The 17,855-nt window shown below is 67.4% G+C and carries 12 protein-coding genes and 1 CRISPR repeat array (1 of these 13 running past the window's edge); of the genes, 2 read left to right on the top strand and 10 right to left on the bottom strand.

The genetic code is table 11. The features are described 5' to 3' along the window. A CRISPR array of direct repeats spans positions 1-5,261; the repeat unit is 28 nt; unit sequence GGACCATCCCCGCGGGTGCGGGGCCGAC (it extends 317 nt beyond the left edge of the window). A gap of 131 nt (positions 5,262-5,392) precedes the next feature. The 10 genes from cas2e to RUR_RS03630 all read right to left on the bottom strand — a co-directional run bounded on the left by cas2e (position 5,393) and on the right by RUR_RS03630 (position 16,525). Further along, positions 5,393-5,680, bottom strand: coding sequence for a type I-E CRISPR-associated endoribonuclease Cas2e (gene cas2e, locus RUR_RS03675; protein WP_283133416.1), 288 nt, complete (start codon positions 5,678-5,680; stop codon positions 5,393-5,395). After that, on the bottom strand, positions 5,677-6,744 hold the full coding sequence (gene cas1e / locus RUR_RS03670) for a type I-E CRISPR-associated endonuclease Cas1e (protein ID WP_283133415.1): 1,068 nt from the start codon (positions 6,742-6,744) through the stop codon (positions 5,677-5,679). Before cas1e ends, cas2e begins: the two co-directional genes overlap by 4 nt. Continuing rightward, on the bottom strand, positions 6,744-7,493 hold the full coding sequence (gene cas6e / locus RUR_RS03665; protein ID WP_283133414.1) for a type I-E CRISPR-associated protein Cas6/Cse3/CasE: 750 nt from the start codon (positions 7,491-7,493) through the stop codon (positions 6,744-6,746). Before cas6e ends, cas1e begins: the two co-directional genes overlap by 1 nt. A 4-nt stretch (positions 7,494-7,497) precedes the next feature. Then, positions 7,498-8,283 (bottom strand): type I-E CRISPR-associated protein Cas5/CasD, encoded by a 786-nt coding sequence (gene cas5e, locus RUR_RS03660; protein ID WP_283133413.1) that lies wholly within the window; start codon positions 8,281-8,283, stop codon positions 7,498-7,500. Continuing rightward, entirely contained in the window at positions 8,283-9,428 is a 1,146-nt protein-coding gene (cas7e, locus tag RUR_RS03655; RefSeq protein WP_283133412.1) for a type I-E CRISPR-associated protein Cas7/Cse4/CasC, read from the bottom strand. Before cas7e ends, cas5e begins: the two co-directional genes overlap by 1 nt. 49 nt (positions 9,429-9,477) lie before the next feature. Then, positions 9,478-10,068, bottom strand: a complete 591-nt coding sequence (gene casB / locus RUR_RS03650) for a type I-E CRISPR-associated protein Cse2/CasB (RefSeq protein ID WP_283133411.1) — start codon at positions 10,066-10,068, stop codon at positions 9,478-9,480. A gap of 41 nt (positions 10,069-10,109) precedes the next feature. Then, positions 10,110-11,792 carry a type I-E CRISPR-associated protein Cse1/CasA gene (casA, locus tag RUR_RS03645; protein ID WP_283133410.1) on the bottom strand — a complete coding sequence of 561 codons (1,683 nt, stop codon included), beginning with the start codon at positions 11,790-11,792 and terminating at the stop codon, positions 10,110-10,112. Positions 11,793-12,067: 275 nt separating this feature from the next. Next, the gene (cas3, locus tag RUR_RS03640) at positions 12,068-14,959 is read right to left on the bottom strand and encodes a CRISPR-associated helicase Cas3' (protein ID WP_283133409.1); all 2,892 of its coding nucleotides are present in this window, start codon (positions 14,957-14,959) and stop codon (positions 12,068-12,070) included. A gap of 123 nt (positions 14,960-15,082) precedes the next feature. Then, complete coding sequence (locus tag RUR_RS03635; RefSeq protein ID WP_283133408.1) at positions 15,083-16,171, bottom strand: hypothetical protein; 1,089 nt, start codon at positions 16,169-16,171, stop codon at positions 15,083-15,085. 93 nt (positions 16,172-16,264) lie between these two features. After that, complete coding sequence (locus tag RUR_RS03630) at positions 16,265-16,525, bottom strand: hypothetical protein (protein ID WP_283133407.1); 261 nt, start codon at positions 16,523-16,525, stop codon at positions 16,265-16,267. 295 nt (positions 16,526-16,820) lie between these two features. Between RUR_RS03630 and RUR_RS03625 the strand changes: the two genes are divergently transcribed. After that, positions 16,821-17,267: an SRPBCC family protein gene (locus tag RUR_RS03625; protein WP_283133406.1), complete on the top strand. Its 447-nt coding sequence runs from the start codon at positions 16,821-16,823 to the stop codon at positions 17,265-17,267. Positions 17,268-17,490: 223 nt separating this feature from the next. Next, positions 17,491-17,640, top strand: coding sequence for a GPGG-motif small membrane protein (locus tag RUR_RS03620; protein WP_283133405.1), 150 nt, complete (start codon positions 17,491-17,493; stop codon positions 17,638-17,640). Positions 17,641-17,855: the final 215 nt, after the last annotated feature.

Below are 17,855 nucleotides of genomic sequence, written 5' to 3'. Positions count from 1 at the left end.
GGGTGCGGGGCCGACCTCATGTCGGCGTGCGCGGCGAGGAGGCCCCGCGGACCATCCCCGCGGGTGCGGGGCCGACGTAGATCGACGAGAACACGTACGCCGACCGGAGGGACCATCCCCGCGGGTGCGGGGCCGACGTAGGTACCGCCTATTTGACATGCCCCCTGGGCGGACCATCCCCGCGGGTGCGGGGCCGACCATTGGCAGGCTTGCCATCATCGCCTAGCAGGCGGACCATCCCCGCGGGTGCGGGGCCGACCCGGGCAATCGCACATCGCGACTCCGGCAAGGGGGACCATCCCCGCGGGTGCGGGGCCGACACCGTCTTGACGTCCCACCCCTTGTCGCCGAGCGGACCATCCCCGCGGGTGCGGGGCCGACAGCACCATCGGCCGTGGTGCCCGCTGCGGCGCGGGACCATCCCCGCGGGTGCGGGGCCGACTCCTACCGGTCACATCCGACCCCTGCTCAGTCAGGACCATCCCCGCGGGTGTGGGGCCGACCATGCTTCCCTTTGGGCGGGGCACCGTCCAGGTGGACCATCCCCGCGGGTGCGGGGCCGACACGCGGCCGGACAGGCACGGGCCGACCGCATCAGGACCATCCCCGCGGGTGCGGGGCCGACGACGCTGTATCCCACTGAATCGTGAGAGGCTGAGGACCATCCCCGCGGGTGCGGGGCCGACTCGCAGAGCGCCCGAACCATCCGTGCTCTGCTCGGACCATCCCCGCGGGTGCGGGGCCGACCAGTGATCAAGGCGGAGCCGGCCGAAGGGAAAGGGACCATCCCCGCGGGTGCGGGGCCGACACGGTCTGCTGTCCGGCCGGACACTGCACAATGGGACCATCCCCGCGGGTGCGGGGCCGACGACAGATCGGGCTGACGTCGACACCGACACGCAGGACCATCCCCGCGGGTGCGGGGCCGACCGGCACATCCCCGGGTTTCGAGCCCTGGGGGAGGGACCATCCCCGCGGGTGCGGGGCCGACTGCCCGAGCACGGCGAACGGATCCTGTGGAGGCGGACCATCCCCGCGGGTGCGGGGCCGACGGCCCGCGCTTCCGGCGGCCGGAGGCGCGGGCCGGACCATCCCCGCGGGTGCGGGGCCGACCAGGCGTGATGCCTGCCAGATAGTCACGCTCAAGGACCATCCCCGCGGGTGCGGGGCCGACCGGGAGGCTGACAGAGTCGCACGCCTCCTCGGAGGACCATCCCCGCGGGTGCGGGGCCGACCAGCGCGGCCTGACGCCTGAGGAGCAGCAGGCGGGACCATCCCCGCGGGTGCGGGGCCGACAGAGGAGAAGAATATGAGTCTCGACAAAGTACTGGACCATCCCCGCGGGTGCGGGGCCGACGTGTGGAGACAGAACCACCATCAGAGGGATTGCGGACCATCCCCGCGGGTGCGGGGCCGACACTAATCCCCTCCCGGAGGGTCTTCCGGAGGCAGGACCATCCCCGCGGGTGCGGGGCCGACCGGCTACCCGCGCGTTATCCGTCGCCCTCTCGAGGACCATCCCCGCGGGTGCGGGGCCGACCCCCTGGACACGCTCATCAGAGCGGTCACGGGGGGACCATCCCCGCGGGTGCGGGGCCGACCCCCTGCTATGTGTGCGTCCGGTCAGCAGACCAGGACCATCCCCGCGGGTGCGGGGCCGAGCACACAACCATGCCGTCTCTCATAGCCTCTCAAGGACCATCCCCGCGGGTGCGGGGCCGACGGGCGATAAGCCGTGACCGGTCAGTACCAAGCAGGACCATCCCCGCGGGTGCGGGGCCGACCCGCGCCTGCTCCGACGGCGCGTATCGTGACATCGGACCATCCCCGCGGGTGCGGGGCCGACCACCTCCCACCCGGCGACGATCCGCGCGGCTGGACCATCCCCGCGGGTGCGGGGCCGACTCGGGGAGGGCGTTCGACGCGACGGCGGCGGTCGGACCATCCCCGCGGGTGCGGGGCCGACACATCGGCAAGGGCCGGAACCCCGAGCCGGAAAGGACCATCCCCGCGGGTGCGGGGCCGACATCTCCGCGCGCTCCTCGGACAGGGCTCCGCGCGGACCATCCCCGCGGGTGCGGGGCCGACGGCATATCGCTCGAAGGAGTCGTACCCGGCCTGGGACCATCCCCGCGGGTGCGGGGCCGACATCAGGTGGCGGTCTACGTGTCCCCCGCGACGGGGACCATCCCCGCGGGTGCGGGGCCGACGCCTGGTCCACGTTGCCCTCCGAGCAGGCGGAGGGACCATCCCCGCGGGTGCGGGGCCGACTCAGAGCCATGTACCAGCCCATAGCCACGCAATGGACCATCCCCGCGGGTGCGGGGCCGACCATGCCGCCATGTACATGCACAGCTAACCTCTCGGACCATCCCCGCGGGTGCGGGGCCGACCGGCAGCACTTCCCCATAGCGCACCCACCTGCAGGACCATCCCCGCGGGTGCGGGGCCGACTGTGGGATTCACGCGCCGACAGCGCTGACCCGCGGACCATCCCCGCGGGTGCGGGGCCGACGGGGGACGGACACCAGGGGGGACACCTGTCGACGGACCATCCCCGCGGGTGCGGGGCCGACCTATGTCTCGCCTGTTCCTGCTGCGCACGATGGGGACCATCCCCGCGGGTGCGGGGCCGACTGAAGTACTGGCCGCGTCGTGATCGCGACAAGAGGACCATCCCCGCGGGTGCGGGGCCGACTGCACCGGGAACGGAACCAACGCTGTGACGAGCGGACCATCCCCGCGGGTGCGGGGCCGACATCAGGTCGGAGGCTGCCGGGAAAAGAAGGTCCGGACCATCCCCGCGGGTGCGGGGCCGACGGATCCAGTGACGTCGTCCAGGGCCGCGAGCGTGGACCATCCCCGCGGGTGCGGGGCCGACCTGGCGCCCTCCATGGCCGCGCTGGCGGTCCGCGGACCATCCCCGCGGGTGCGGGGCCGACGCCTAGAAAGCGCGCGAAGCGCCGTGTTGCTCAGGACCATCCCCGCGGGTGCGGGGCCGACGGGAGGGGAAGCCCGGCTTCAGACGCCTCGGTCGGACCATCCCCGCGGGTGCGGGGCCGACACGTCTTGCCCGCACCTACGCGAGCAGCCGCAGGGACCATCCCCGCGGGTGCGGGGCCGACGTGTCTCGTATGCGAGGGGCATGATGACCTCTTGGACCATCCCCGCGGGTGCGGGGCCGACTCCCTCCGTCCTCTCCGTGATGACGGTCGACGTGGACCATCCCCGCGGGTGCGGCGCCGACGCCGGCCAGCACCGCCGCGCGGTGCTCGTTCAGGGACCATCCCCGCGGGTGCGGGGCCGACCGGGGCAGAGCCTGAATACGGCGGAGCAGGCGAGGACCATCCCCGCGGGTGCGGGGCCGACCGGCGTTCTATCCGGCGGCATCCACATATCGGAGGACCATCCCCGCGGGTGCGGGGCCGACTATCGGAATACGAGCCGATAAGGCCGTTCCCGGGGACCATCCCCGCGGGTGCGGGGCCGACGTAGATCCGATCGCGCCACTGACGCGTGTCGACGGACCATCCCCGCGGGTGCGGGGCCGACCCCTCCCGGCGACGGCTGACCCTGAACAACCGCGGACCATCCCCGCGGGTGCGGGGCCGACTTTTCCTTGTTGTTAGTAGATGAATGCCATCGCGGACCATCCCCGCGGGTGCGGGGCCGACGCTGATTCAGTAGTCCGAGCATGGCGGTTGTTTGGACCATCCCCGCGGGTGCGGGGCCGACCCACTGTCGTGTCGCACCCCACGTCCGCAAGTGGGACCATCCCCGCGGGTGCGGGGCCGACTGGCGACCAAAGAGGACGCGCCTTTCAGCCTGAGGACCATCCCCGCGGGTGCGGGGCCGACGTGGGCCGAGTCCAGCAGGAGGGACGCCAGGCGGGACCATCCCCGCGGGTGCGGGGCCGACCTGTTGCGGGCATTCCGGCCATTGGCAGAGCGAGGACCATCCCCGCGGGTGCGGGGCCGACTGATGCCGTGGGGAGGGTGGGCCGGAATCCCAAGGACCATCCCCGCGGGTGCGGGGCCGACTCATGGATTTGCAGGGAGATCGGGACACCTACGGGACCATCCCCGCGGGTGCGGGGCCGACGTCGTCCAGCCCGACCTTGGCGCCGTCGTCCCCGGACCATCCCCGCGGGTGCGGGGCCGACTGCTGACCCGCCGCCAGGTCACGGTGTGGGCCAGGACCATCCCCGCGGGTGCGGGGCCGACCGGACGGGTTGATCCCGCCGTCATTACCGGCCAGGACCATCCCCGCGGGTGCGGGGCCGACAGGAATGGAAGAGACGACTCCTCCCCCCGGAGAGGACCATCCCCGCGGGTGCGGGGCCGACGATCGCGACCCGGCCCGAACGAGCGGCGGAGCAGGACCATCCCCGCGGGTGCGGGGCCGACTCGAGCCCGCTTCAGACCGCGGTGGCGATGCGCAGGACCATCCCCGCGGGTGCGGGGCCGACTTTCAAGCGGCCTGGTCAACTCCAGGCCGCTAGGGACCATCCCCGCGGGTGCGGGGCCGACTGTGATCTCCCAATCCTGGGCATCCAGCATGGAGGACCATCCCCGCGGGTGCGGGGCCGACGCACACTGGAAACTGCAATGCGGCATCGTGCGAGGACCATCCCCGCGGGTGCGGGGCCGACCCCTTCATGCAGCGCCGACAGTACAAGTCGGCGGGACCATCCCCGCGGGTGCGGGGCCGACCTCGACTACGCCGCCCCAGCGGCGGACACAGGAGGACCATCCCCGCGGGTGCGGGGCCGACGATCTTCCATCTGTGGGACGTCGATCACGACGAGGACCATCCCCGCGGGTGCGGGGCCGACCTCCGGTGCGGCCTCCTGGGCCTCGGCCACGCGGGACCATCCCCGCGGGTGCGGGGCCGACGAATTTAGTTACTTTCCTCTAGGACGGCGGTACGGACCATCCCCGCGGGTGCGGGGCCGACACGCCGTTTACAGCACGGCGCCGAATACCACGCGGACCATCCCCGCGGGTGCGGGGCCGACCGCGCCACTGGTGTAAGTGACCCATGGGCGCCAGGACCATCCCCGCGGGTGCGGGGCCGACGTCCTCATGGACGGACGGCTCATGTACGCCGCGGGACCATCCCCGCGGGTGCGGGGCCGACGCTATGCAAATATTTTCATAGTAGATATGAAAAGGACCATCCCCGCGGGTGCGGGGCCGACGCCACGCCTTGCTCACCGAAACCACGCACGCCGGGACCATCCCCGCGGGTGCGGGGCCGACGCTTGTTGACCTGGGGTGCTACCGGACGGAGGGCTGGTTTTCATTCACATGCATCGGAAGCTCCGGGGAGTTGCGGATCGGGGGCAGCTGAGAAGTGGCGCAGGTAACCGTGGTGTGTGACGGTGCGATTTTCAATGATGTTCCTTACGGCGACGAGCGGACAGGATTAGCCCGTCGAAGTCGACGGGATACCAGCGGTTCCGGCCAGCGGTGCGAACAGCCCAGCCCTGCTCGTTGGCGGCGGATTCGACCAGGACGGCTTGGCCGTCACCGATGCGGGTGGCGAGTAGTTCCCAGATTCGGTCGCGGACGCGTTTGCTGGGTTTGCCAACGAAGACTCCGGCATCGACCTCGACCATCCAGCGGGTGAGGTGCCCGCGGAGCCCTTCAGGAGCTGCGATGAGGACGATGACGGTCATAGTTCGGGCCGCTCCTCCCCTTCCTCCTCCATGCGTTTGCTCACCCCGTCAGGGAACTCGGGCCCGATCACGGCGATGTGATCCTCACCCATTGTGGCCGGCGTGATCCCGCCCAGACCGGCATCGGTGAAGGGGTCGCCGGAGGTGGCCCAGTTGACTCCCCCAGAGACGGAACCGAGCTTTTCGTCCCACAGTTGGTTGACATCGATTTCGGGGATCTCGGCGCCGTCAGGTGACAGCAACTGCTTGATGTCACCGATGATGCGCTCCAGGAGCTTGTCCTCTGCGATACGGTCGCGCAGCGCCAGCCGAGCATCCCGTTCCTGGAGCAATCCCTTCGAGCAGAGGTCGAAGGCGAGCGGGATGGTGTACTCGGCCTTGTAGAGATCGGCGATATCCATGACGAAGGAGGTCGCCGCGCCTGTGTGCACGAATCCCAGGCCCGGACTGGCACCCAGGCCGGTGATCACGGCATGGCAAATCCCGTAAAGGGCGCTGTTGGCAGCCGACAGCAGCCGGTTGAGATCATCACCTGCCGCGAAGGCGTCCCCGGCAATGTACACGCGACCCGACCAGGGCACTCCGGTCCGCTGTGAATGAGCCTTGTACAACTTCTTGATCCGTGACCCTTCACGGCCTCGAAGCTGTTGCATGGTGCATGCGGAGATGTCCTCGCCGGGAAAACGCATGGCATACATGGCGCGGGCGACCGCGATGCGTTCTTTGGGGCGGGTGACGAGCCACGCTTGCCGGTAGAGAAGTCCGGAGCCGCGGCTGGGGCCGAGGCCGGAGGCATACAGGCGGACGCCTTGTTCGCCGACCCAGCAGACGGCGGTGCCGGAGTCGCCGAGCAGGCGCATCGCGCCGTGGGTGATGCGGGTGCCTGGGCCAAGCAGGAGTACGGCGACGAGCGCTGCGGGCAGCCGGACGGTGTCGCGCTTGTTGATGACGACGACGGCGTTCTCGTCGCGGTCGACATGGCTGCGTTCGATGTAGACGCTGGAGACGCGGGCGTCGAGCCGGTGCAGGTCGTGAGGGTGGGATTTCCACCAGGTATCGGCCATCAGATGGGCAAGGGTGCAAGAGTAAGCAGGCCACAGCCGTAGGACTTGGCGGGGCCGATGCCGCCGAGGAGCCGCTGGGTGAACGCCTCGACATCGGTAATCAGGAGCCGACCTTCGAAGGTGGCGGTCTGCAGAACGACCGGGTGCGAGTCGGTGCGTTTCTTCTTGAACGAGCGGCGCTCACGGCCAATGATCCGCATATCCGGGGCAGGCTCGGCGGCATCGCCGTGATCGATGCCGCCGATACCGGGGTCGGTTCGGGAGACGGGCACCGTGAAACCCCACTTACCGGTCCTGGTCAGGAACCAGTTGAGCTGATGGGCGTGGGTGCGGTGGCCGATCCGCAGGGAGCGTCGACCGCCGTTGACCCGCTGCTTCTGGGCAGGGGTGGGCTTTTCGGGGGCGGGGACGTTCTGGATGGGGTTGGCGGTGAGGCGGAACGCGAACTCGCGACCGAGTGCGATCTGAGCCAACAGCGGGCTGTAATCACGGACCTGGGCGTGCTCACCGTCGGCGTCCGGCCATCCGGCTTGCTCGATCAGGTGGGACCAGTCGGGGCGGGTGTGGGTGAGGACGTACAGGAAGGGACGGTGGGGGGTGTCGGCGTCCACCCGCCACAGGATGCGCTGGCCGGTGGGATCGCCGGGGACACCGAACAGAACAGCGCCGTGCATGACGTGCGGGTTCTTCAGCAGCGTCCTGCTTTTGTCTCGGAGAGGGTTGATGCGAACACGCGATAGATAGGTCATTGGGTCACCAGCCAAGGAGCGCGAACGGATCGTGGCCGTCGGCGGACCGGTCGGGGTTGAGATATCCGGTGGGCACGGTGACCCACAGGTGCTGGACTCGGCGGCTCGTGTAGGCGCGATCGCGCGGGTCGAAGGACAGGGGGACGTCGTTGACGACATCGTGGCCTTCGGGGTCCTCGACGGTGGCGGGAAGGTCGATGGTGGCAGGCCTTTTACGGCTCCGCCGCTCACGTGCCTCCCGCCCGTATCGGGTGACTTGCCAGGGTTCGGCACGCAGCGTGTCCTCCAGAGAGGTCCTGCGGATTCCCAGCGAAATCGGCTGGGTGGGCACACAGGAGCGACGCCCGAGTGCCAGCGGGAAGGTCGGCCGCCTGACTGCATCGGCGAGGGTCTCCACCAGCGGCAGTGGCCCGTACAGGACGGCGAGGAAGATGGCGTCCTGTAGGTAGAAGCGCTCGGTCAGGTGGGTGCGCTTGGGGGGCGAGGTCGGCTTCTGTATCCCCTTGGCGGTCACCCCGGCCTGAGGCAGCGGGCGTCCCCGGTAGTCGCTGACGGTGTGATAGTCACGCAGTAGGCTCCCCGGCTGGTCCACCCGGATCCCCATTCGCAGAGTGAGCAGGTCACCGAGGATTTGCTCGCGGGGGCGGCCTTGAGCAGCGGCCAGCAGGCCGAGCACCCCGGACTTGGTGGGCTCAGGGCGGGTGGTGCGCCGGTTGAACAGGCTTCGATCTCCCCAGGACTGCAACGGGCCGGCCAGCCGCAGCACCAGTGACGCTTCCGGCTCGCCCATCAGGACTGCCCGGTGAGCTTGCCGAGGCGGACTCGAAGCCCGTCCAAGAGTTCGGGGAAGGCCACGGAATCTCCGAACGAGTCCTTGATCTCGCCCGCCGCACGCCCCCCGGTTTCGAAGGCGTGACTGACCGCTGTATGAGCGGGCTTGTCACCCCACAGCTCCACCGAGCGTCTGTATTCGCGGGCCAGGCGCACCGCCGACTCGGCGGCGATGCCTTCACCGTCCTCACGGAACACCACTGGGCGTTCGAACGCGGAGACCAGGTTGACGGGCTGGTCGGCGCGTACGACGAGGGCGACCAGGCTGGGCCGGGTGCGGTGCGCGAAGGAGTTCTGGTAACCGGAGGGGATGGATCGGGCGAAGTGGTCGACGAATCTGCTCACGCCGTTCGCCGCTGCCTCACGGTCGCCGAGGTTGGCCTCCAGCTGGTGCAGGCCGATGGTGGCGTAGCGGTAGAGGGTGGCGGAGTTGAAGCCGATCGTACCGATCATCCCGGCGCCGGTCTCTTCCCGTTCGTTCTGGTCGTCGACCGAGGTGTAGTAGTCGAACTCCAGCTCCACGGCGTGGGTGGAAAGGGCGTGGGCGACTTGGACGGATGCGTCGACGTTGATGGCGGGGATATCGGCGACCATCCGTCCGAACAGGGCGACGTCCAGGGGATGTCCCTGCTGAAGCGCCTGGGATACGGGCACCTGCTTGACCTGCTCAGCGAGCGCAGCGTCGTCCAGGGTGACCAGCTCGCCGACCCGATCGGCGACCAGGTCGATGATGTCGTCCAGCTGCCGGTAGCCGAAAAACAATAGATAGGCGGTCTCGTCGGCCTTCTTCCCCGCGGTGATCCCCAGTGGCTTGAGCAGGGCGGCGGCGATCCGTGCGGCAGTCTCCTGACCTACTCCGGTCCTGGCCGCCAGCCGTCCGGACAACTGGGCCAGAATCCGCTTAGTTCGGGTGCCCCGTTCCTGCTCGGGTAGGTCGGCGGCGAACGACATCCGGCTGGCGCGTTTCCAGGCCTGGGAGGAGACCCGGGAACGACGGACACCGCCGAAGTACGCCTCCTTAGGATTTCCGAGATCGTCCCGGTTCAGGTTGGCGGGGGGGACGGTGTGCAGCACGTGCACGTCGACAAATACATGATTCTTCATGGGGCTCCAGCCATGGGAGGAAGGTTTCATTCAGACACGCGCTTACGGGTTATGCCGGTGGGGATTCGTCACGTGCCGACGGGTAAAAGTCCAGTCCCCACCTGCGCATGGCACGCCGCCGCCGGTCCAGGGTCTGCCAGTCCCACAGGTCCTGCAGGACATGGTCGTAGTCAAGCGGTTGACCGAGTCCCCGCAGCTGGGTGATCAGTCCGCGCAGATGTACGAGCAGTGTCGGTAGCCCGGTTGAGGCAGCCGCCGCCTCGACCCGGCGGCTGAGCGACTCCGCGCCCTGGTTGTTCTCCACACACTTGAGGTGGAGCCGCCGCAGCGCCTGCCCGAGGCGTACCCCGTTCTTGTGCATCAGCACGTCCTGCGACTGCTGATGCAGGCCGAACAACGCCAAGGCCCCGTGTTCGGCGCGGAGCTCGGCCGAGATCAGACCTCGCCGGGCCAGCTCGTCATCGGTCGGCGTCCGGTAGTAGGGCCACACAGCAGGCGCCGTACCGGCCTCGCAGCCCAGGCCGCGGCGCAACGCAGCCAGATGATCACCTGGCGGTACTTTGGCCCCCTCACGCCAGAGTCCGCCGGCACGGGGATCGGGGGTCCAGAAACGTCGGCGACGTCCCGAAGATGGGGTCATAGCAGATTCCCTAAGACGAAGACGAAGGTTGAGCCGGCTGATCAGGCGAGATCGTCGGTCTTGCGCTGCTGGAAGATCTCGGATGCGCGAGGGAGCGCATATCGCAGCCGTCGGCGGAAGTCGCGTTCGGCTGTGGCGAGGCGGAAGGACTGTTCGCCCTTAGCTTTGGAGTCGCTCTTTCGCGTGCGGCCGCGGAAGGCGTGCGGGGCAGTGTTGCTCAGCACTTGCTCGGCGACCTCCACGGTCCGTTTCCAGGCGACGGTCTCCCACGCGGTACGGCCCTGGGCGAGCAGGTCCCCGTCTTCGGAGGCGGCTTGAACCCCCGCCAGGAGACGGCGGACGAGCGGATCAAGCGCGTGCAGCACTAACTCGCCCGGCCGTTGGCCCTTGTCCCAAGGGATCGGGTCGGTGCCCATGGCCCGGCGCAGATCGCCCGACAGGATGTTGACGGCTCTGGCCAGTTCCTCGGCCTGCTCCACAACCTCGATAAGCGTGCTGTAGACGTCGAAGTCGGTTCGCAGGGCCGCCACTGGAAGCGGGATCTCATCGAAAAGGACATCCTCGATGACCGCCGACTGCGTCCCGTAGGAGATGCCGATGGTCTGCACACGCAGTGGGTAGTCGGCTGGAATGTGCCCCTGGCTCTCAAAGCGCGCCAGCTGCCGGATCAGGATCGATGTTTCACTTCCGCCGTCCTGGCTTGGCTGTTCCAGCGCAAGAAGCGCGTTAAGGCCGCGCCATGCCGCCTTGCCCGCCGTGTGACGTTTCGGACGGCGTGCCGGTAGCGAGTCACCCTTGGCCGGTTTCTGGTAGGTCCACGCCGTATGCGGTTCCCACTCAGGCCTTGCACTCAACCGGTCTCCCGCGCATATGACCACACGCTGTACACGCAGGCCTTCGGAGGTCTGCTCAGGAACGAGCCGGATGCGGCGAGATTGCCAGGTCCACAGGTCCAATAGGCCAAGCGCAGGGCGGATCTCCCACACGCCTGGCCGGGGCGGGCGGCGAGCACCCTCGTCGTCTACTTCTGCACCCCATTGCGGACGGTCATCGCACGGCATTGTCCCAATCGGAGTGTTGAGCAGTAGGGTCTCGTACAGGCTCTCCCCGAGCGGGACGATCACGCCCAGCGAGCCGAGCGGCCCGGTTGGGTTGCCCATCGTCTTGCCGCTCTTGGCCTGGGGGTCGTCGGCGGCACCGGACTTGATCGCCGCGGTGTCCCAGCAGTGGGCATGGATCAGCCAGCGTGCCGCCTTTGCGGGGGTGAGAAGTAACGGATCTCCCTCGGTACGAGAAGAGAAGAGAGGAACATTGTTGCCCGACGCGGCCGTGGCCACCAGTAACGCAGTTCCCTTGGTTTCGTTCTTGGCCGTACGGAGTTTCGAGACCTGGGCGAACGGAGTTGTTTCGTGAAACAGATCGAAACGGAGCCGTACGTTCTCCAAGTACTCGTCCAGCCTGTCTCGTTCCGCCTGGGAGAATCTGCCTGCGGCGAATCCGCGTCCCCAGGCGGCTTCATTGCGGGGCTGTCCGAGCGCATGCACCAGGATTGGTAGAAGCACCTGCCGTAGCAGTGCTGGCACTTGGGTGGGCACGTCACCGGCGAGGAACTTCCACTCGTGGGCATCCAGCAGGGCTTGGCGTAGCGACACCTCGATAGGCGGACCGTCCCCTCGTCGGATCACAGGGATCCACTTCGAGTCGATCAGATCGAAATCAGGCATAGCAAACCCTCAATTAGCTATTTCTACGAACTTGTGAACCAAAAGCGTTCCATAGCTGGTGATGCCAACGCAGGCGAACACCTATTTCTACGAACTTGTGAACCAAAAGCGTTCCATAGCTGGCGATGCCAACGCAGGCGAACACCCAAATTGGTCTCGCCCCGAGTTCGTGTCTTCGCCACACGAGGATGATCCGTAGCTATTTCTCAGGCTCCGGTTGGCCCCGCATTGCGGAGACGGGCGCGCATGCAGGCGCACGAACGACGCAATGACGCTCATCGACTCCGCCTGTATGCACCCCGCTCATAACGAGGAGATCCGTTCCCCTCCACAACCAGCCCGAGGTGTGAGTCGTACCGGATGACGTAACCACCCAGTTTGGCTGTACCCTCCGCGTCGAGGACAAGTGCCCGACAATGCTGAAGCCAGCCGTGACTACGCCAGCCCTCCAGCGGACCTAGCTCCGACTCGGCAGCTCTGGTGAGCTTGGACGGCAAACGGACGGTGCCCCCCAGAACCTCTTCAAGCAAGTCCGCCGACGCCTCTCCGTTGATTCCTAAGAATCTTCCGCCAAGGGTGCGGTAGCCGTGCTCGGTCAAGCTCACCATGACCACCTCCACGCTGGGATCACCATCACGAACCGCTGCGGCCAGGCCGTCCTCGGACAGGGCCCGCTGCGCACTGCCGTAGTGCAGCCCCTCCAACGTCGTCAGCTCATGCTCACCGGCACGGGTCAGCAGGTACTGCTGAGCCTTACCGGCCCGATCGCGCTGATCGTTCTCCCATGCCGTACGCGCCCTGTGTTCAGCGGCCTCCCAGCAAGGTGGCACGCTGCACGGCCCACCGCCATACACCGCTTCGACCAGGGCGGGAACCGTGGCGGGGATCATCCACGGATCCGCCACAGCGTCACCGATCAGCGCAGCAGTACGGATCAGCAGATATCGCCCGTAGACCGCCTCGCTGTGCGGCTCGATCCACAGTTCCTCGCTACTACCGGGATCGAAGCCGGTCACGACCACCTCAGGTAGCCTCAGCCCGGCGGGCCGTGTAACTCCCGCATGGCGGTGCATCCGCCCGATCCGCTGCAACAGCAGGTCGATGGACGTGAGATCGGAAATGAGAAGATCCACATCTACGTCGAAAGACTGCTCAGCCACGGCAGTCGCCACCAGGACCAGCCGATACGGCCGAGAAGGGGCATTCTCGCCGGGCGGGCCAAGCAGTGCCAGACATTTCTCGGTCTGCCCTGCCCGATCCTCCGCGTCGAGCCTGCCGTGCAAGAGCCGCGTGTCGTCCCCGAAACGCGCTTTCATCGCTTGGTAGGTCTGCTGAGCCCGGATGACGGAGTTTCGGATGACGAGAACACAGCCCCCCTCGGCCAGCCGCTCCACCAGAAACTCGGCAAGTCGCCGATCCGCAATCGTTTCACTCTGCTCGGCATCCGCGTCGTCTTGCCGGGCAGGGGGACACGCCTCGGGGAACACGGTGACCTTCACCGGAAGATCGGGCCGCCAGGTACGCGTGTGAGCAACCTGATAGACCGGCTCCCCGTCGACCAGGCAGGCCGTCGTCACGCTCGGGTACCCCTTCGGCTCCGGGAGACCGACAGTGCCGACCTCCTCCCGGGACGCGGCCCCTGCCAGATAGGCGGCAATCAACGTCCTCCGTTGCGCGGCAGGCAGTGTGGCCGACAAAAGGATCACCGGAACGCGTGCCTGGCCAAGCCAGCGCAAGCCCTCCAGCAGGAACTGCGACATGTAAATGTCGGCCGCGTGAACCTCGTCCAAGATGACGACCTTGCCCATCAAACCAGCGGCGCGGAGCATTACGTGCTTGGTCCGGGTCGCCGCATACAGCAGCTGGTCGATGGTTCCCACCACGAACGGGCTCAGCAGTCCCCGGGACTTCTTCAGGAACCACTCCGATGGTCCCTGCCGTTCAGGTTCGGTCGACTCCGTGAAACAGGCCACCTCGCCGTACAGGTCGTCTTCCTCGATTCCGCCGTAGGTATCGTCGAAGGACTCCTCAGCGGATTCGCCAAGAAGCTGTTTCCACTCCTTGTTGAATCGCCGTTTCCCATGGAGCAGCGTCACCTGGTCGGCCAGATCGCCATACGGGGCGAGCCATTTGCGTACCTGGCTGAACATGGGGTCGCAGGTCGCCTGGGTCGGCATGCCGACGAAGACACCGCTGAAACCGAACCTGGCAGCGAAGATCTCCCCGGCTATCAGGGCACCCTTCGTTTTTCCCTCTCCCATCGGTGCTTCCACGATCATGATGCCGGGCGCCTGCATCCCCAGGGCCATCTCCAAGACCTGCTTCTGAGATGGCCTGGGGGGTTGGCCAAAGCGGCTCGCGAACACCTGTGGACTGGGAACCTCCAAGGGCCCCCACCCTCCGCGCAGCCCGAGTTTGGCCCAGGCCGCAGCCGCCCGTCCACGCGCGACCTCCGCACTGAGCACCGAAAGATCATCGATCCCGGGGAAGTGCTCTTGGTCGCTGGCGATCCAGTCGGCCATGACTACAAACCCACTTAGCTGGAGTTGCTGGGCGCGGCTGGGAACCTTGACGGGCTGAACCGCCGCGAGGCTCTCGTATCCCAGGAAACGGGTGAAAGTCTCCACCACCGCCTGCTGAGCTCTCGCCCAGCCCGGGCCCCTGCCCTGAGGTTCCCCCCGAGACATTCGTCGATGAGCCAAGTCGATGGAGGGGAAAGTGCCATGGTGGCCCGCTACCAGCGGCCAGACCCACGCCGTCTGCTCGTCGGCCCAGACACCGCCGAGCAGGCGAATCAGCAGCGCTCCCCCGGCTTTGTCGTGCCGCCATCGCGCTCTCTTGACCGATGCCTCATCCCAGGAGAGACCTGCGGCTCTGACCCTGGCGGCGCCTTCGTCGTCCACACGCTGGAAGGCGGGAGTCGCCTTCCCGCAATCATGGATTCCGCACAGCCAGGCGAAGAACCGGCGCCCCTGCCCACCGGAGATCTCATCGAGCAGGTTCCGGGTCGCCGGAGCCAGATAGTCGTCCCAGATGCGCTCGGCTACCGCTGCGGTGTCAAGCATGTGAGAAAGAAGCAGGTTCATGGTGCCACCTGCATATTTGCGGGATTTGCCCCACAATGCCGCTAGCAGCCGCCTAACAATGATGTCATCGTCGAACGCCACCCACATCACCAGCCTTCCTTACGGTGAGTGGCACCCTAGACACAACCACCGACAGAACAGCCAAGGTTTGTATGCGAATCCCCAGCCCGACACTGCGTCGGCCCCTCACACACGGAATCACCTTTAGAGGTGACCGCCACGGTAAAACCGGAACACGTGGGCAAGCCGTACGGCCCGTTCTCTCCCTCGGACGCTTGCTGCGATGATCTTCTCGGTGGTGTCCCATAGCTCGGGCAGGGCCGCCAGCGTCGTTTGCGTGCGGTGCCTCAGGTCGCTACCGGAGGAGATGCCGAGGTCGTACAGGACGGCGTCGAACAACGGAGTCAGCCGGGCCTGGGTCTCGGGGGCGTCGGCGGCGAGGATCTTGTGGCAGCGGGCGAAGGTCGCCGTGATCCAGAACATCGCCTCCCGGTGGTCGCCACGCTCGACCAGGTCATAGCTCGCGTCGACGGCGATCGGCCGGGCGATCGGGGTGATGTCGGTACTGAAGAAGAACGGTGTCCTGGCTACCGCGGCCGCCGCGTCGAATGTCCTGGCCAAGGCGTCGACGTGCCCGCGGACCTGAGTGGCGGTCAGCTGGTCGGCGCCCATCAGCCGGAGCAGGCCGGGGTAGCACCGGGCCAGACCGAAGTCCGTGAGGGCCTCGCGGGCACGCAGGTAGCGCAGTCGCACGGTCGGGTTCCGCAGGCCGGCGACCAGGATCAGGTGCGCTGTCACCCCGGTGGGAAAAAGCCAGCTCGTCACCTGGTCATGCCAGGGCAGCGCCGGATCCGGACTCTCGAGCGCGGTCTGGATCTTGTCGCGGACGCTCCGGCAGCGGGCCTGGACCCAGGCCGGGTCGGCGAAGCGGGCGGCGACCTGCCGCTGAAGGGCGTGCAGAGCCCCGGCCGGGTCGTCGATGATGGTGTCGTACCGCAGTCCGCCGGCCAGGTGGTAGTCGGCCAGTGCCACCTCGGCCGGGTGAAGCCGGTCCCACGCCACGTAGGTGACCTCCAGCAGGACACCCCTGTGCTCGAACTTGCCGAGCTTGAGCCCGTCGACGGGCTGCCGCGTGACCAGCATGATGTCGACGTCCGAGCCGACGGGCAGTTCGGCGTCATCGGGCAGCGCGGTGGTCGAACCGCTGAGATAGGCCCCGAGGTAGCCGGGGTACAAGCGGCCCGCGGTCGTGATCCAGTCACGGGCGGCGGCTCGTGCGATCTTCAGCTTCATGGCCGCCATTGTGGCTGGGCCGGTGTCAATTCGATCGGCATTCCACGCGGGGATGGATTTCACGAACCCGTCGCTCCAGCGAGTGGACCGACTTCAGCGCAGTGCCTTCTCCAGTTCGGCCTTGGTCATGTGGGACCGGCCCTTGATGTTGCGGCGCCGGGCCTCCTCGTAGAGCTGTTCCTTGGTGGGCCCGCCTGCTCCCTTGTGGGAGCGCAGGCCGCCGCGCCGGCCCGAGGAGATGTCCTGGAGGGAGGTACGGCTCGCGGTGCGCGATTCTCCCGCGCGGGCCCGCTCCTTGTTGACGGTCCGCGCCGCGATCTCCTCGGCTCGCTTGCGGCTTTCGCCGCGTTTCACGGCGCTCTCCTTGATGTGCTCGTATTGCCGTTCGCGTTTGGGACTCGAACCACGTGGCACGGTTCTCAACTCCCCCGATTCCGATTTTCCCTGTTCAGGCGCCTACCCGGTCTGCCGTGGCCCACACCCGGCCGTACGGCGGCCGTCGTTCCGCTTCCCGCGTCAAGACGGGTTCGGGCCCTGGCGGTAGGGCCGAGTGGGCCGCATAGCGCCAAGAAAGAGGGGTACCGGGGTTGTTCACGGTCGGGGCGACGAACGTCGTACCGGCCACGACCGGAACAGGAAAGGATCACCGATGAGCAGCATCACCCAGTCCGTCGACGTCGCCGTACCCCTGCGCACCGCCTACAACCAGTGGACCCAGTTCGAGTCCTTCCCCCACTTCATGGAGGGGGTGGAGTCGGTCGTCCAGCACGGCGACACGATGACCCACTGGAAGGTCAAGATCGGCGGAGTGGAACGCGAGTTCGACGCCAGGATCACCGAGCAGTACCCCGACCAGCGGATCGCCTGGGCCTCGGTCACCGGTCCCCGGCACGCGGGCATCGTCACCTTCCAGCCGATCGACGCCAATCGCACCCGCGTCAGCCTGCAGATGGACACCGACCCCGAGGGGCTGGCCGAGAACGTGGCGGACCACACGGGCATTCTGGCCCACCGGGTCAAAGGCGACCTCAACCGCTTCGCCGTGTTCATCGAACGGCGCGGTCAGGAGACCGGCGCCTGGCGTGGCACCGTCTGACCCCTCGACCCAGGGTGGCCACCCCGGGCACCCTGGGCCCGTCGATCCCCGACAGGCGATCACGTCACGTGCAGGCCTGGCCGGGAAGTAGCCGAAGCGGGTCATCGGACGCTTCCCTCCCCGGAGAACGCCTCTCCTCGTTTTCATCGACGACCCTTCCTCTCTATTGGGGTATTTGCAGATATTTGAGGTATTTATCCATTTGGTGGGGGATGGTTAATCTATGTGGACTTTATTGTGGATCATCGCGGTAGTCCTCGTGATCTGGGGTCTCTACGTCATCATCGCGCGCCGGCAGATCCTGCTGGGCATTGTGCTGATCGTGCTCGGCCTGCTCATCGGCCCGGGTGGGGTGAGCATCTTTCACGGGTGAGCGGGCCGGGAGCCGGTCCGGATCACTGAATTCGCAAGGCTTTTGTCGATCCGGACAGGGGTCTTGACGGAGGGTCTCCGGAGTGTTGGTGCACGGGCGGCGACAGGCACAAATCTCCGACAAGTCTGGGATTGTCTAGATATTGGGTGATTTGACAAATAAACAGGGTTTTGTGCTGGAGAAAATTGATATTGGATCTATGGCTTTGTGGTAAG

This window comes from Rhizohabitans arisaemae (assembly GCF_025996515.1).
Lineage (GTDB): Bacteria > Actinomycetota > Actinomycetes > Streptosporangiales > Streptosporangiaceae > Rhizohabitans > Rhizohabitans arisaemae.
The sequence above is the reverse complement of the archived record's forward strand: the minus strand, read 5'-3'. Positions and strand labels throughout refer to the sequence as shown.